Source organism: Bacillus sp. TCT6 (assembly GCF_056033845.1).
Map to the genome: position 1 here is coordinate 544825 of NZ_JBVYHX010000001.1, position 14580 is coordinate 559404.

The following is a 14580-nucleotide window of genomic DNA, read 5'->3' on the forward strand; positions in this document are numbered from 1 at the left end:
CTGACTCTTTTTTATAACTAGTTTAATACTTTAACTGTAACTGTTTTACGTCCCCAGCTACTTGATGTGCCTTTATCTGGCATTAAAACGTCGATTTTATTACCTTTAATAGCCCCACCAGTATCACCAGCGATTGCTACTCCGTAACCTTCAACCCATACTTTTGAACCTAATGGAATGACACTTGGATCAACTGCAATTAGTTTCATGTTTGGATTAGCTGTTAAGTTATGACCCATAGCTGATTTTACTTGGTCGCCTGCTTTATAACCATTTTCAAGTGGATCTGCTGTGTAAGCTGTTGCTACAACACGTAACTCACGAGAAGATGATGGTGTACTTGTTTCAGTTTCTTTTGCAGCAGGTTGTTGTGTAGCTGGTTTTTGAGCTTTAGCCGCTTCACGAGCTTTAGCTGCTTCTTGAGCCTTAGCCGCTTCACGAGCTTCAGCTGCTTCTTGAGCCTTAGCTGCTTCACGAGCTTCAGCTGCTTCTTGAGCTTTAGCCGCTGCTTGAGCTTCAGCATCTGCTTGAGCTTTAGCTGCTTCACGAGCTTTAGCCGCCTCTTGAGCTTTAGCTTCTGCTTGAGCTTCAGCATCTGCCTGAGCTTTAGCTGCTTCTTGAGCCTTAGCTGCTTCACGAGCTTTAGCCGCTTCTTGAGCCTTAACTTCTGCTTGAGCTTCAGCTGCTTCGCGAGCTTTAGTTGCTTCCGCGGCCTTAGCTTTTGCTTGAGTTTCAGCTACTTCTTGAGCTTTAACTGCTTCACGAACTTTAGCTGTATCTTGAACTGTAGTTGTTTTTTCAACTTTAACTACTGGCTGAACTTTAATTGGAGCTTTACCTGTTAAGTAAGGAACATGAACATAAGCTGTTTTTCCGTTATATTCAAATTGAATCCAATCATTTTGTACTTGGTGTGTTGTTTCGATTATATCATCTTTTTTCAACTTACCAAGAATCTCTGAATCTGTGTTTGCACCAGCACGTACGTTTAATACGTTTGCTGTTACGTAGTAAGTGTCTTTTGTATAGTCAGCGCTTATGAAAGCTTCTTTACCGCTATTCAATTGAACTTTTGACCAACCATTTTCTGTATGTAAAACATTTACTTTATATCCATCTAATAATTTTCCTACAACTTTTGATTCAGTAGTTGGGTTTTCTCGTACGTTTAGTACGTCAGTCGTTACGATTGTTTCTGCTTTAGCAGATGTTGTGAAAATCCCAAGACCAAAAACCGCTGCTGTTGCTATACCCATAAATTTTTTCATAATAGCCTCCATTGCATTTGTTTTCGTTGTCCTCATTATAGCAACCATTATTTTCTTATTTGTGAAAAACATATAATTACAAAGCTTTCGTAACGGAGCATTAATATTCTGTAACAATTCCATAAATATCCTGATAGCGCTTCCTTGTTGTTTTTTGGCGTATCAGGGCATATAAAACACAAAATGAGTAGCATTTCAATTACTGTAATATTAATAATATTACAGTAATGTTTCTCTTGAATGTCTATAGTGTTACAAGAATGATGTATTTTACTGTTTGAATGAAAAATTAGTTATGAAATGATAATGTTTTTAGGTGTGAAAACATATAAACGAGGTGAAATTTAATAAAATATCGATATAATTGTTACAAAATCAGTCGATGTATGGAAAAAATTACGCCTTGATTTTCGTCTGTTACATAGTATTTTTGCAATAATAGGATTAGATAATAGCCTTAGTACCTATAAATAATGAAGAGTAATAGAATGATAGTTGTAACGTGAAACTTATATAATAGAAGAAACTCGATTTAATAGGTAAATAAAAAACGCAGGAGTGTAAACTCCTACGTTTTTGTTTATTCATATCGTAAACATTCAATTGGATCAAGTTTTGCAGCTTTGTTAGCTGGTAGTAGTCCGAATGCAATACCGATCAGCATTGAAATACCTACTGCAAGAAGTCCAAGTTCTTTTGAGACAACGAGTGGCCATCCAGCAAAGATTGAGACGATCCAAGCGAAGAAAATACCGAGCATGAATCCGATGAAACCACCAAGTCCTGTTAAAATACAAGATTCGATTAAGAATTGTGTTAATACTTTACCACGTGTTGCACCAAGAGCTTTACGAATACCAATCTCACGTGTACGTTCTGTTACAGATACGAGCATGATGTTCATTACACCGATACCACCAACAAGTAAGGAGATAGCAGCAATACCACCGAATACCATTTTCATCATACCGATTGATTCGTCTAGTTGTTTCGTAAATTCACCTAAGTCTTGTGCTTCGAATTTGTGCTCAAATTTAGGAGCTTTCAGTTCGTTTAAGACAGAAACGGCTTGTTTTTCTACACTTTTACGTTCTGTCGGAGAGGTCATTGTTAATCTTACGGAGTCATACTCATTTACTCCTGAAATTACAGGTGCATTTTCAAGTGATGTATAACCTTCAGGCATAGGCATTCCAAAGTCGTTTTTCGTTTCGTATACACCGACTATTTTATAAGGCTTTCCTTTTATATCTGTGTATTGGTTTGATTCCCAACCACTAAATAATTTGTTGAAAGCTTCTTCATTTAATATAACAGCAGGGATTGCTTGGTTTAGTTCACTGTCATTTAATTCACGACCGTGAACTAATTTTATTTTCGAATCTTTCATAAAGGCGCCTGTTCCACCTTTTAAATCAAGATTTACATCTTTTGAACCAGCAGATGCTTTTACTTTCATACTTACGTCTGGATATACATCTTTAACGCCTGGTACAGTTTGCAGACGGTTTAGCATATCAGGTGTGATTTTGGCACTATCTGTTCCGTAATCAGGATTGTTGTAGTAAATCGTTACTTCGTTATCTTTTCCTTGGCCTAATTCTTTTTTAAACTTTGCGTTTGTACCATCACCCATTGAAATGATAGTAATAATGGCACTAATACCGATAATAATACCTAGCATCGTTAAGATGGAACGCATTTTATGAGCAAAGATAGAGGAAAGGGCCATGCGTATATTTTCACTCGTATTCAAAATTAACCTCTCCAATCTTGGACGACATTTCCGTCACGAATTACAATTTGACGTGCTGCAGCTTCCCCGATTTCACGGTCATGGGTAATCATAATGATTGTTGAGCCTTGTTTATTTAATTCGTAAAAGAGGTCCATAATTTGTGTACTTGTTTTCGTATCAAGTGCTCCCGTCGGTTCATCGGCTAAAATGAATTTTGGGTTATTTACGATTGCGCGGGCAACGGCGACACGTTGCTTTTGACCACCGGATAATTCGTTTGGTAAGTGAGTAGCGCGATCAGCTAAACCGACTTTTGTTAAAGCGGCTAATGAGCGTTCGCGTCTTTCTTTTTTATCAACTCCAGCGTAAATAAGAGGTAGCTCTACATTTTGAAGTGCTGTAAGTCTCGGTAATAACATGAAGTTTTGGAATACGAATCCGATTTCTTTATTACGAACATGTGCAAGTTCTGTTTCAGACATGTTTGAAATGTTTTGTCCAGCTAGTTCGTACGTACCCGTCGTCGGTTTATCTAAGCAACCAATAATGTTCATTAATGTTGATTTACCAGAACCAGAAGGTCCCATAATAGAAGTGAATTCTCCTTGATTCAGTGTTACGTCAATTCCGTGTAATATTTGAACGGATTCTGCACCATTTTGGAAGGATTTCGTGATGCCTTTTAAGTTAATCACTGGGCGACAACCTCCATACCATCTTTTAAGTCTTTTTCAGGTTTAGAGATAACTTCCTCTCCTTTTTTCACTCCAGAAACTTTTGATTCGCTATCAGTCTCGAATTCAACAGTAACTGCTTGTTCTTTCGCTTTACCGTCTTTTACAACGAAGACAACATTTTTGTCACCTTTTTTCACGATACTGCTTTTCGGAACAATTGTACCAGTTGCTTCGCCAGATTTACTTGTTACGTATACGTGGAAGCCGTTTTGTAGTTCGTCACTATTATCTAATGTGACAGTGAATTGATAGTTAGAAACAGTTTTATTTTCATCCATGCTCTTTAATGGTGTAGAACCGATTTCTGTTACTTTTCCTGTCCAAGTCTTACCAGCGACAGTTTTTGAGGAAACAGTTACTTCTTGCCCAACTTTCATACTAGCAAGCTCATATTCAGAAAGTTGACCTTTTACCTTGAATTGACCAGCGTGACGAAGAGTAATTCCGCTCATACCTGTTTTTTCGTCAGCAGTTTTCACGATATCATCAATTACGCCATCAGCAGGACTTGTTACAGAAAGTGTGTTTACTTTTTCTTTTGCTGCTTTAATCATTTCATCAGCTTTTTCAACTTCAAACTTTTTCATTTCAAGTTGTGATTCTAATTGCCCAACTTCAACTTCTGATGCTTTTAATGCTTCAGAAGGAAGGCCTGCATTTTTATCTTTTTGTAATTTTTGTTTCGCTGCATCAATTTGTTTTTGAAACAACGTTACTTCTTTTTGTGCGATTTTCTTTTGCATTTCTGCTTCTGTTACACCTTGTTTAGCAGTAGGGTCATTGTATTTAAACAGAAGCTGACCTTTTTTCACTTCATCGCCTTTTTTTACAGCTAATTCATATGTTCCTTTTGTTGGATCGAATGAAATAGTTTCAATTCCGTTTGGAATAACTTCGCCACCAAATTTTTGCGCGTTTTGGATTTGTTTTTCAGTTACTTTATATCCGCTATATGCCATTGCTACTTCTGAACCGCCACCACCAGCAAATGCAAAGTATGATCCAGCTGCAATTCCAATTGCTACTACACTAGTAATTAACACTTTATTTTTCTTTTTCATCTATTTATCACCTTTTCGTTCGTTTTAGTATCTACATTAAGTATAGAAGAGGTGAAGAATCTGACAAATCGTTTTAGCTTACAATAACCTTACAGTTTTGTAAGGTATGAATATGTAAATGTAAGGTAGAGGTTGTCCTAGTATAAGCAAATGAATTGACTCGTTGTTTCTTTCTTACAATAATATTGTATGAAGGAGAGGAGGAAGGAAGATGGAAGCTTATTTTAGTGCGCATCCATTAAAATCGTTTATTCCATACTCAAGACAACACGTCCTTATATTATTTATTATGTTGGTGGGGATATTTTTTCTGTATCAATACCAAGATTTATTGCGTCAAAGTGAGTGGAATATAACGGTTCGATATGCGATTGCATTTTTATTTATAGGTAGTGAAATTGGGCTCTATATGTGGGAGTGGAAAGCGGGGATTTTTGAGCTAGCTACTTCATTACCGTTTGAGTTATGTACGATTAGTTTATTATTAGCGTCGATTATGATTGTAACGAAAAGTTACCGCATATATGAGATTGTATTTTTTACAGGAATTATTGGTGCATCACAAGCCATTTTAACGCCGAACTTGCAGTATACTTTTCCACATTTTCGTTTCATTGAATATTTCATCGCACATGTATTGCTCATTTGGGCACCGCTCTTTATGACTTGGGTAGAAGGGTATCGTCCTACATTACAATCTATTAAACGTACGATGATATTTTTAAACATATTGATTCTGATTGTTTCGTTTGTAAATTACAAAACAGGCGGTAATTATATGTTTTTAGCTCATAAGCCAGAAACTGCTTCATTACTCGATATGTTAGGGCCGCATCCTTACTATATTATTTCATTAGAAATAGCTGCGCTTATTGGATGTTACACTTTGTATATGCCGTTTGCGAAAAGAGAGAGGCATGCGCATAAAGAATCACTAGGATCATAGCCTAGTGATTTTTTATCTTTAAAATATTTGCAATTCTGAAAATTAATAATAAAATTAGGGGGTAAATTATATATAGAGAGAAGGGAAAATGTGGTCAAAAAAGTTTTTCTAAATGGAATGGAAGTGACGATTCAATTTCTTATTTCGATTTTGGGGATTATTATTTTAGGGGCTTTGCCGAAATTATTTTATGGATTTAAGGTGGATGTATCAAAGTACATACAGACTTTAAAAGAAGTGTTTGTGAACTTAATGGATATTTCCAATTTGCAATATGTGAGAGGTAAATTTTTATTTCCACAGTTGTTCGTCCATTATAAAGAAACGATTATTATTTTTTTGGCTGCTTTTTTCATTTCATTATTTGTAGCATTTTGCATTGTTTATGTAATTATGAGTAGTTCACCGCGTATACAACATCGAATTAAATCATTTCTTATCTTCCTAGAATCCATTCCAGATATTCTTCTTATTTTAGTATCACAAATCTTAGTTTTATGGTTTTTTAAACAAACAGGTTTTTTACCTTTTCAAATTGCGTCAATTGGAGGCGAGTCGATTAGAGGGTTGCCAATATTGTGTTTGAGCATCCCGACTACGATTATGTTTGTAAAAATGGTAGTGATTCGTTTTGAAAATGAACTAGAAAAAGATTATGTACTATTTGCTAAGGCGAAAGGGCTGGGGCGTTTTCATATTTTAAATCGTCATATTTTACGAAATGTGTTGCTTAGTACATTATTCTTTGCGAAAACGAATATCTTTTTTATGTTATCTAATTTATATATTATAGAATGGATTTTTAATACGGGTGGTATTTTTATGTTTTTGAAATCGTATGAGGGTATTAGAGTTGAGGTTTTCATCGTTAGTATGCTGCTTATATATATCCCGATATTTATTTTATTCAAGCTGTTTCATTATTTCATTCCAACTGCGATGAAGGAGAGATTATAATATGTGGATGTATATAAAACGCGATAAAAGATTTTGGATAAGTATTGGTTTTCTTCTCATATTAGTTCTTTTGAGCATCGGAAATACGTTATGGAATGATGGACACATTAGGCAAGTTACATTGCAATATGATGCAGATGAAAATCCACAAGTGCCACCGTTTTCACCTTCATTACAATTTTTACTCGGGACAGACCGGAAAGGATACGACCTGTTACATTTAGTCATTGAAGGTGCGAAGTGGACGATTGGTATATCTATTTTAATTGCGGCACTTAGAATGGTGATAGGTGTGTTTTTTGGTGTTGTGCTTGGAACATATGTAAAAAGAGGGTTTTCAAAAATTGAGGCTTTCTTTGATAGTTTTACAGTTATTCCAACAGTTATGATTGCGTACTTTTTTCTTCACTTTGCAAATGCATTTGGGAGTGGAGAGGAAACAACAACCTTTTTTGAAAGGGCTTCGTTTCAAGTTTTATTACTTGTAATGCTTGTGATGCCAGTTATTGCACTGTATGTTGCGAAGGAAGTCCGTAAGTTGAGAACCGAAGAATTTATTGAAGCTGCGTGCATATTAGGTGGATCGAGAAGGCATATTGTTATAAAGCATATTTTCCCGCATCTCTATATGACGTTTATACTTGTATTTTTTCAGCAGTTTACGCAAACTCTTACTATTTTACTGCACTTAGGGTTACTAGAAATATTCTTTGGCGGAACAGTTCAGTTTTTAGGACCGATAGAAGAAATAGAATCATACACACATGAATGGTCAGGCTTAATTGGAGTCTATTTTAGATCATTAACAGTGAATCCGTGGATCCCTCTCGTTCCGATTACATTTTTTGGACTTACTATTTTTTCAGGAAATATGATTGTAAAAAGTATAGAAGAGGCGATGTTGAAAGTAAGATTAGGAGGAGAGATAAAGAAGGACGTAGTAGAAGCGGAACAATCTGTTGTGCAGTCAAAAGAAGATTTATTTACTTTTAAACATACGATGTGAAGAGAAAAAGAAGCAAGCATGGATTTCATGCTTGCTTCTTTTTTTTATTTTGTAGAAACTTCACCTGCAGCTTCTGTTTGCGGAATAAAGTATCCAATTATACCACCGATTATTGCTGGAATGATCCAGCCAATTCCTAAGTTATAAAAAGGAATGGTGTGTACGATATTAGCGATAAAATCTGGTATCATTTCCACATTATCAAGTGCATGAATACAGCTAATAATAAACGCTGCGATCATCGCTCCAATGTAGACAGAAGGTTTACGTTTCGTATATTTATCGATAAATGATACGAAAACTAAAATGATCGTAATTGGGTACAAAATAATTAATACAGGTAATGTGATTTTAATTAATAAGCTTAATCCTAAGTTTGAAATAACGAAACTAAAGATACAAACGTATAGTACAAGCTTTTTGTATGAAACATTTGTTAGCACTGTTGTGAAGTAATTTGCAAATGCACTCACAACACCAATTGCCGTTGTTAAACAAGCGAAGATAATGGCGATACTTAATAAAATATTACCGCTTGTCCCAAAGAATTGATACATAACAGTAGCTAATAGCTGCCCACCGTTTTCGAATTGTCCTAAGTTTCCGTTTGAAGCTCCAATATAACCGAGTAAGAAGTAAACAATTGTTAAGAATAGAGCAGCGATACTTCCGCAAATGATTGTATATTTTGCGATAGATTTCTTCTCTTGTATACCATTTTGACGAATTGCATTTACAACAATTGTTGATAGTACGAGAGCCCCAATTGCATCTAACGTTAAAAATCCTTCAAGAAATCCTTTGAAAAACGGGATGTCTTTATAGTCACCGATAGGTTCTGCAAACGTTCCTGGTGAAAGAATCGCTTTTGTTGCCATAATTGCAATAATTACAAGTAAAATTGGCGTTAATATTTTACCGATATGATCTACTAGCTTGGATGGATTTAATGATAAGAAGTAAACGACTGTAAAGAAAATCGCACTAAAAACTAACATAGAATACCATTGATCTGGGAAAAGTGGTACAATCCCAATTTCATAAGATACAGATCCAGTTCGTGGAATAACAAATAGTGGGCCGATTGAAAGATAAATAATGATAGCGAATACTGCTGCGAATTTTGGATGAACACGGCTCGCTAAAGTGTTAAAACTACCACCAGCAAGGGCAACAGCAACGATAGCAAGTAAAGATAAACCGACGTCTGTAATAATAAACCCTGTAATGGAAACCCACATATTTTCTCCGGAAGAAAGACCAAGAAGGGGCGGGAAAATCATATTACCAGCACCGAAGAAAACTGCGAATAGTAATAAACTAATCGAAAGTATTTGCGCTGGTTTTAAAGTTGTACGCATATAAAGAAAATCCTCCTAATGAGTATTTTTTGTCGAAAATTCAAATAATTTGTCGAGTAACTGTTATTATTTTAAAGGTCTGATGATTAGAAAGCAATAGGGAATTTTGAAAATATTAAAAAATAATGCATTAAATCGAATAAATATACTATTTATATGTTTAATAGGAAGGATTTAACTTTTAACATAAAAAAACACATACCGCTAGGATACATGTTTTAAAAAAATATTTTTTTATCACGTTCTTCTTTTAAAATTTCAACTGCTTCTCGGAAACGTTGTGAATGGACAATTTCTCGTTCGCGTAAAAAGCGTAGGCTGTCATTTATATCTGGATCATCTGATAAGTTAATGAGCCATTGATATGTTGCGCGTGCTTTTTCTTCAGCTGCAATATCCTCGTATAGATCGGCAATTGGATCACCTTTAGCCTGTATATAGGTTGCAGTAAATGGAACACCAGCAGCGTTATGGTAATGAAGAGCGCTGTCATGGTCGACGTAATGAGGGTCAAGACCAGCTGCCTTCATCTGTTCAGGAGTCGCATCTTTCGTCAGCTTATAAACCATCGTAGCAATCATTTCAAGGTGAGCAAATTCTTCTGTGCCAATATCAGTAAGAAGGCCAATGACTTTATCAGGAATTGTATAACGTTGATTTAAGTAACGTAGTGCAGCAGCTAACTCGCCATCTGCACCGCCGTATTGCTCAATTAATAATTTTGCAAGTGCTGGATTGCAAGTTCCCACTTTAACTGGGTATTGTAATTTCTTTTCATAAATCCACATAGTTTCTCTCCTTTATATTTGCCATGGCCAAGGACCTTTGCTCCATTCCCAAGGGGCATTAGAATAGCTGTTTCCAAACTGTTGGAGTGGTCCGTATTTTTCTTCCATCTTTTGTTTTAATACTCTCCGTTTATAGGAAAAATCATTAAATTGATTAATCGCAGCGGTGTCATCTGGATGTGTATCTAAATAAAGAGTGAGTTCAACTAGTACAAAGTCCAGTTCTTGAAGCTCCAGTAAAAGCTGATAGTATTCTTCTGGTAGCGATTGAGTCACGTCAGTAGTCACCGCCCTTTTTTATAAGGATTTTCATAATAGTCATAAAAAACAGGCCATAAAGTCCCTTTTTGTAGTGCTTCTTTTGGCGTGAATTGCGGTAAGTTTGGCGGTTGAAAGCCTAAAAATAAATTAGGAGGAGTAGAATAATATTTTTTTCCGATAGGAGGACAAGGATCGAGAGGACTATGATAGGGCACGAATGATCTCATATATTTATTCACGAATAAACCTCCTTAAATGTTCATTACTACGTATTGTATTCAGACATAATAGGCCTTTATGACACATATAAAAAAGTAATAAGTGCAGGGGGAATGAATGTGGAGAATGTAAAAAATTTAATTGTGTTAGAAGTAAAGAACTTAAAGGAAACTCTGTATTTTTACGAAGGAATTTTAGGAATAACACCTAGTTCAGAAAGACCACAATTAGATATTACAGGTGTTTGGTATGATGCCGATTCAACGAGAATTAGTTTTGTTATGAATCGCATGTTAGGAGGAAGAGAGAAGAGTGTTACGAATTCATGCGATGGTTTAACATTTTCGATTTCTAACATAGAGAAGTTAAAAAAGAAGCTAGCGTTTTATGAAATTTTATATACGGAAAACAAAAGTGAGAAGAGTATTGTAGTACAAGACCCAGATGGATACAAACTTCAAGTGATAGAGAAGGCCGAATAAAAGGAGGGGATTTAGTGGAGAGAAATTATGAAGAAAGTGCGTTGTTTGAGCATCAATTTTGGCTAAAGGTGCTTACTGATCATTCGCAATTTTTACTTGATGCATTAGCTCCGAAGGAAAAAGAGGATATAAAGAAGGCCGCTTATTTTCTTGAAACATTTACGAATCTTTTAAATAAAGTACATAATGTGAATCTCATTACATTTTCAAAAGAGGCAGAACGAGCCGCAAAGGAAATAAGAATGTTTAAATTAAGTATTATACAGAAACAACTCGAGGGAAAAATCACTATTCATTTTACGCCAACTTTCATCAATCATATGGTAAACGAAGTAGAAGAGTATATAACAGTGTTAGAATTTTTAAAGAAAGGAGAAGTTCCGCCTGTTTTTCATGAATTACATTATCACCTCGTTTGGTTAACAGATGCGGCTGGTCATGCAGGATCTATTTCTGGTGGACTAGATCTTGTTGAAAAAAGATTAAAAGAGAAAAGTGAAGAATTCACGAAGCACTTTGAAAAATTTTACTTAAAGGCAGTTGAGATGACAGGGTATTTACGGACAGAGCTTCATCATTTTCCTGCATTAAAGAAGTTTACAAAAGATGTTTCACTTGAGTTAAAATTATTTTCACATTTTCTCCATGAAGTTGAAGAGCTAGAGTTATCGAATGAAATATTAAGTACATTATCTGCTAGAATGGCGGATCATATGGCAAGAGAAGAATGTTATTACTTATTAAAATTAGCGCAATCATCTGGACTTGAGATACCAAAATGTAATCCGCTTTAAAGAAAAAAGAGGCCAATTTTATTTGGCCTCTTTTTCTGTTTTATTTTCTCTTTTTATTTTCGCTTGTTCAATACTTGCCTGTAATGTCTCCATAATATTGATGATGTTTGGAGTTGGAGAGATTGTTTCGGTTTTTTCCTGTTGTTCAATTTTGTTTTCGATTAGTTCGGTAAGTGCTTCTTTATACTCATCTGTATACATTTCTTGTTCAAAAGGATTTGTAAGGTGGTGGATTAAATTAATTGCTGCTGTGAGTTCTTGTTTTTGAATAGGATAATTTTCATTACTTGGTAAGTTAGGTGTATTTGTTATATCGCGAATTTCATTAGGATAGTGAATAGTTTGTAACATAAGCCCATCTTCAAAGTTACGGATAATAGCTAAATGTTGTTTTTTTCTAATAGAAATATGAATAAGCCCAATTTTATTTGTACGTTCAAGAGCCTCTTTTAATAATAAATATGATTTTTCATGTCCTGGGGTAGGGCCTATAAAATAAGAACGGTCATAAAGAACAGAATCGATTTCGTTATTTTGGACAAAAGATATAATACGAATGGAGCGTGGTTCGTGAGCTTTTTGTAATTCAGCCAATTCTTTTTCATCTATAATAATGTATTTATGAGGTGCGTATTCATAGGCTTTTACAATATCTGTATCATCGATTTCTTCATCCGTGCAATCGGGAGCAAATTTTTTATATTTAATAGGTGTTAAGCATTCTTTATGGAGACTTAAAAATTTTATATCGTTTTCTTCTACAGCACTATATAGTTTAATTCCTATATTTAATAATCCAAGTGAGAGTGCACCTTTCCATACGGTATGCAAATGAAGTCTCTCCTTTCCTTACAAATGATTATGTATATTATGAGATAGTAAGAAATTTCCTATACGTTTATTTGCTTTTTTAGTGAAGAGTAAGCGGGAGAACCTGAGATATAAAATATATTGACAAGCCCTTCGAAATATTTTAATGTGAGTGTATAAAATTGTCTATAAAGGGGAGTAACTTATTACAGTAAAGTCGTCATTACAGGGAGAAACCCTCGGCTTTATTGGCAACGTTCCGTTGTTAGTGAGACCTTTACCAGCAATGGTAAAGGCCCCTTATTGTCTTTTTTAGGACCCTTACCATGTTTGGTAGGGTCCTTTTTGTATACAAAGAGAGGAGATATAAAAATGAAAAAACTTATTAGTAGATTAAGAGTTGTATTTCATGTTCGCCGATTTGTTCCATTTCTATTTGACTTTTTCACTTCAAAAGAGGTTTCAATAAAGAAGAAAATTTTATCTATTGCGTTTTTAGTTGGTTATGTTGCGATGCCGCTCGATTTAATTCCAGACTTCTTACCGTTTATCGGTATTTTAGATGATATTGGAATTGTGTTATTTATTTTGAACCGAATTGTAAAAATGGCGCCAGTTCAATTACAAGAAAAGCATAACGTAAACGTAGGATAGGAGTTAAAAATATGGAGCAAATTATTTTAGATATAATCGAGTTTTTAAAGCAGTTTTCTTATTTTGGAGTTGTGTTAGCATTAACGTTTGAATTTATTCCAGCAGAAGTAGTTTTGCCCATGGTTGGTTATTGGGTATACGAGGGAGATATGAATTTTTGGCTTGCTGTACTAGCCGGAACCCTCGGCGGAACGACAGGACCTTTAACGTTATATGCACTCGGTTATTACGGCGGTCGTCCTCTATTAATAAAATATGGGAAATACTTCTTCATTAAAGAAGAACAAATTCAAAAAGCAGATGATTTCTTTGAGAAATATGGACCGGTTGTAGCATTTGTTGGACGCTTTGTGCCAGGAGTTCGAACGCTTATTTCTGTTCCGTGTGGTATGGCGAAAATGAACATATGGAAATTTAGTATATATACATTTGTAGCAATGTTCCCATTAACGACTTTATATGTTTATTTTGGAATGAAATTAGGTCCTCATTGGGAAAAAGCAGCGGACGTTGTTGGGCAATATATGCTACCGATATTAGGAGGCGTTATTCTTATCGTTGCTAGTATCTTTGTCTATAAATATATGAAGAAAAGAAATAAAACGGAATCTATCTAGTCATTTGAATATTTTTTGAAAATAGATGAATAGTACAGGCAAAAGACTCTGAGGGACATACACATATAGGGAATATAAAAGAGAGAGGGGAAACAACTATGTCTTGTGAGTGCTCAGGGTCAGCATTAACTTGTTGTCCAGATAAAAATTATGTGCAAGATAAAGTGTGTAGTCCGTGGTCTGCTACTGTAGTTGCAACAGCAATTGATAATGTTCTCTATACAAATAATATTAACCAAAACGTAGTTGGTACTGGTTTTGTTAAATATGATGTTGGACCAGGCCCAATTACTGTAGAGGTACTTGATTCTGCTGGGGGTACAATTGATACACAAACATTAAACCCAGGAACGAGTATTGCTTTTACGTATCGCCGCTTTGATAGTATACAAGTTGTGTTACCTGCAACACCTGCTGGAACGTATCAGGGAGAATTTTGTATTACAACACGTTATCCACTTTCATAGCAGAATAGGAGAGGTTCAAAATGGGAATGAGAAGTTCCAGTTTGTCTTGTTGTTCTAATAAAACACTTGTGCAAGACCAAGTATGTACAGACTGGTCTATTACAGGTGCTGGTACTCAAATTGTATATACAAATAATATCACGCAAGAAGTATATGGTTCAGGTTACGTGAAATACGATGTGGGAGCCAACCCGATTACAGTTGATTTTTTAGTAGGGGCAACAGTAGTTGATACAATTACTGTACAACCACAAAGTAGTGGTACTTTCACTGTCCGATATTTTACTACTGTCCGAATTACTACGACAGGAACGACTGTTAATCAAGGTGAGTTTTGTATTACAGTACGTTATCCAATCTCATAAAAAGCATACCGTGAACGGTATGCTTTTTTTTGAGAAAGTAATGAAATTG

18 protein-coding genes are annotated in these 14580 nt (G+C 35.2%); 9 read left to right on the top strand and 9 right to left on the bottom strand.

Annotated features, from left to right (window positions below; translation table 11 throughout):
* Nucleotides 1–17 precede the first annotated feature (17 nt).
* From entC to AC0ONG_RS02675, 4 genes are all read right to left on the bottom strand, one after another.
* Nucleotides 18–1391 (bottom strand): cell wall-binding protein EntC, encoded by a 1374-nt coding sequence (gene entC, locus AC0ONG_RS02660; protein ID WP_000421984.1) that lies wholly within the window; start codon nt 1389–1391, stop codon nt 18–20.
* A 457-nt stretch (nt 1392–1848) separates the two neighbouring features.
* Nucleotides 1849–3000, bottom strand: coding sequence for an ABC transporter permease (locus tag AC0ONG_RS02665; protein WP_003309116.1), 1152 nt, complete (start codon nt 2998–3000; stop codon nt 1849–1851).
* Between the two features lie 26 nt (nt 3001–3026).
* Nucleotides 3027–3701 carry an ABC transporter ATP-binding protein gene (locus AC0ONG_RS02670; RefSeq protein ID WP_000609101.1) on the bottom strand — a complete coding sequence of 225 codons (675 nt, stop codon included), beginning with the start codon at nt 3699–3701 and terminating at the stop codon, nt 3027–3029.
* Complete coding sequence (locus AC0ONG_RS02675) at nt 3698–4804, bottom strand: efflux RND transporter periplasmic adaptor subunit (protein WP_000728803.1); 1107 nt, start codon at nt 4802–4804, stop codon at nt 3698–3700. The genes AC0ONG_RS02670 and AC0ONG_RS02675 overlap by 4 nt, the downstream gene beginning before the upstream one ends.
* A gap of 211 nt (nt 4805–5015) precedes the next feature.
* Here AC0ONG_RS02675 and AC0ONG_RS02680 point away from each other — a divergent pair, with 211 nt between their 5' ends.
* From AC0ONG_RS02680 to AC0ONG_RS02690, 3 genes are all read left to right on the top strand, one after another.
* Nucleotides 5016–5750: a YwaF family protein gene (locus AC0ONG_RS02680; protein ID WP_000388716.1), complete on the top strand. Its 735-nt coding sequence runs from the start codon at nt 5016–5018 to the stop codon at nt 5748–5750.
* Nucleotides 5751–5840: 90 nt separating this feature from the next.
* Nucleotides 5841–6707: an ABC transporter permease subunit gene (locus AC0ONG_RS02685; RefSeq protein WP_000239689.1), complete on the top strand. Its 867-nt coding sequence runs from the start codon at nt 5841–5843 to the stop codon at nt 6705–6707.
* Nucleotide 6708: 1 nt separating this feature from the next.
* Nucleotides 6709–7713 (top strand): ABC transporter permease, encoded by a 1005-nt coding sequence (locus AC0ONG_RS02690; protein ID WP_000266973.1) that lies wholly within the window; start codon nt 6709–6711, stop codon nt 7711–7713.
* A 44-nt stretch (nt 7714–7757) separates the two neighbouring features.
* Here the strand turns inward: AC0ONG_RS02690 and brnQ2 are convergent, their stop codons facing one another.
* The 4 genes from brnQ2 to AC0ONG_RS02710 form a co-directional block, all read right to left on the bottom strand.
* A complete protein-coding gene (brnQ2, locus tag AC0ONG_RS02695) occupies nt 7758–9074 on the bottom strand; it encodes a branched-chain amino acid transport system II carrier protein BrnQ2 (RefSeq protein WP_001260941.1) in 1317 nt (438 codons plus the stop codon).
* A gap of 218 nt (nt 9075–9292) precedes the next feature.
* Nucleotides 9293–9862 carry a spore coat protein CotJC gene (gene cotJC / locus AC0ONG_RS02700; protein WP_000265275.1) on the bottom strand — a complete coding sequence of 190 codons (570 nt, stop codon included), beginning with the start codon at nt 9860–9862 and terminating at the stop codon, nt 9293–9295.
* Between the two features lie 12 nt (nt 9863–9874).
* Nucleotides 9875–10138, bottom strand: a complete 264-nt coding sequence (locus tag AC0ONG_RS02705) for a spore coat protein CotJB (RefSeq protein ID WP_000194492.1) — start codon at nt 10136–10138, stop codon at nt 9875–9877.
* Nucleotides 10139–10146: 8 nt separating this feature from the next.
* Complete coding sequence (locus tag AC0ONG_RS02710) at nt 10147–10362, bottom strand: spore coat associated protein CotJA (protein WP_001046257.1); 216 nt, start codon at nt 10360–10362, stop codon at nt 10147–10149.
* Nucleotides 10363–10455: 93 nt separating this feature from the next.
* Here AC0ONG_RS02710 and AC0ONG_RS02715 point away from each other — a divergent pair, with 93 nt between their 5' ends.
* Together AC0ONG_RS02715 and AC0ONG_RS02720 are read left to right on the top strand one after the other, a co-directional pair.
* The gene (locus AC0ONG_RS02715) at nt 10456–10824 is read left to right on the top strand and encodes a VOC family protein (protein WP_003276813.1); all 369 of its coding nucleotides are present in this window, start codon (nt 10456–10458) and stop codon (nt 10822–10824) included.
* A 14-nt stretch (nt 10825–10838) separates the two neighbouring features.
* On the top strand, nt 10839–11618 hold the full coding sequence (locus AC0ONG_RS02720; RefSeq protein WP_000440984.1) for a DUF2935 domain-containing protein: 780 nt from the start codon (nt 10839–10841) through the stop codon (nt 11616–11618).
* Between the two features lie 18 nt (nt 11619–11636).
* Here AC0ONG_RS02720 and ku read toward each other — a convergent pair whose 3' ends face one another.
* Nucleotides 11637–12449 (bottom strand): non-homologous end joining protein Ku, encoded by an 813-nt coding sequence (gene ku, locus AC0ONG_RS02725; RefSeq protein WP_136996630.1) that lies wholly within the window; start codon nt 12447–12449, stop codon nt 11637–11639.
* A 351-nt stretch (nt 12450–12800) separates the two neighbouring features.
* Here ku and AC0ONG_RS02730 point away from each other — a divergent pair, with 351 nt between their 5' ends.
* From AC0ONG_RS02730 to AC0ONG_RS02745, 4 genes are all read left to right on the top strand, one after another.
* Entirely contained in the window at nt 12801–13082 is a 282-nt protein-coding gene (locus AC0ONG_RS02730) for a YkvA family protein (RefSeq protein WP_000733844.1), read from the top strand.
* An 11-nt stretch (nt 13083–13093) separates the two neighbouring features.
* Nucleotides 13094–13699 carry a DedA family protein gene (locus tag AC0ONG_RS02735; protein ID WP_000435017.1) on the top strand — a complete coding sequence of 202 codons (606 nt, stop codon included), beginning with the start codon at nt 13094–13096 and terminating at the stop codon, nt 13697–13699.
* Nucleotides 13700–13797: 98 nt separating this feature from the next.
* Nucleotides 13798–14166 (top strand): DUF3992 domain-containing protein, encoded by a 369-nt coding sequence (locus AC0ONG_RS02740; RefSeq protein WP_001277542.1) that lies wholly within the window; start codon nt 13798–13800, stop codon nt 14164–14166.
* A gap of 20 nt (nt 14167–14186) precedes the next feature.
* Nucleotides 14187–14531: a DUF3992 domain-containing protein gene (locus tag AC0ONG_RS02745; RefSeq protein ID WP_000525819.1), complete on the top strand. Its 345-nt coding sequence runs from the start codon at nt 14187–14189 to the stop codon at nt 14529–14531.
* Nucleotides 14532–14580 lie beyond the last annotated feature (49 nt).

What these genes read in the sequence shown, in the direction of transcription:
- entC (WP_000421984.1), bottom strand. Translation starts at nt 1,391, where the DNA reads ATGGAATTGTTACAGAATATTAATGCTCCGTTACGAAAGCTTTGTAAT.
- AC0ONG_RS02665 (WP_003309116.1), bottom strand. Translation starts at nt 3,000, where the DNA reads ATGGCCCTTTCCTCTATCTTTGCTCATAAAATGCGTTCCATCTTAACG.
- AC0ONG_RS02675 (WP_000728803.1), bottom strand. Translation starts at nt 4,804, where the DNA reads ATGAAAAAGAAAAATAAAGTGTTAATTACTAGTGTAGTAGCAATTGGA.
- AC0ONG_RS02680 (WP_000388716.1), top strand. Translation starts at nt 5,016, where the DNA reads ATGGAAGCTTATTTTAGTGCGCATCCATTAAAATCGTTTATTCCATAC.
- AC0ONG_RS02690 (WP_000266973.1), top strand. Translation starts at nt 6,709, where the DNA reads ATGTGGATGTATATAAAACGCGATAAAAGATTTTGGATAAGTATTGGT.
- brnQ2 (WP_001260941.1), bottom strand. Translation starts at nt 9,074, where the DNA reads ATGCGTACAACTTTAAAACCAGCGCAAATACTTTCGATTAGTTTATTA.
- cotJC (WP_000265275.1), bottom strand. Translation starts at nt 9,862, where the DNA reads ATGTGGATTTATGAAAAGAAATTACAATACCCAGTTAAAGTGGGAACT.
- AC0ONG_RS02715 (WP_003276813.1), top strand. Translation starts at nt 10,456, where the DNA reads ATGAATGTGGAGAATGTAAAAAATTTAATTGTGTTAGAAGTAAAGAAC.
- AC0ONG_RS02730 (WP_000733844.1), top strand. Translation starts at nt 12,801, where the DNA reads ATGAAAAAACTTATTAGTAGATTAAGAGTTGTATTTCATGTTCGCCGA.
- AC0ONG_RS02735 (WP_000435017.1), top strand. Translation starts at nt 13,094, where the DNA reads ATGGAGCAAATTATTTTAGATATAATCGAGTTTTTAAAGCAGTTTTCT.
- AC0ONG_RS02740 (WP_001277542.1), top strand. Translation starts at nt 13,798, where the DNA reads ATGTCTTGTGAGTGCTCAGGGTCAGCATTAACTTGTTGTCCAGATAAA.
- AC0ONG_RS02745 (WP_000525819.1), top strand. Translation starts at nt 14,187, where the DNA reads ATGGGAATGAGAAGTTCCAGTTTGTCTTGTTGTTCTAATAAAACACTT.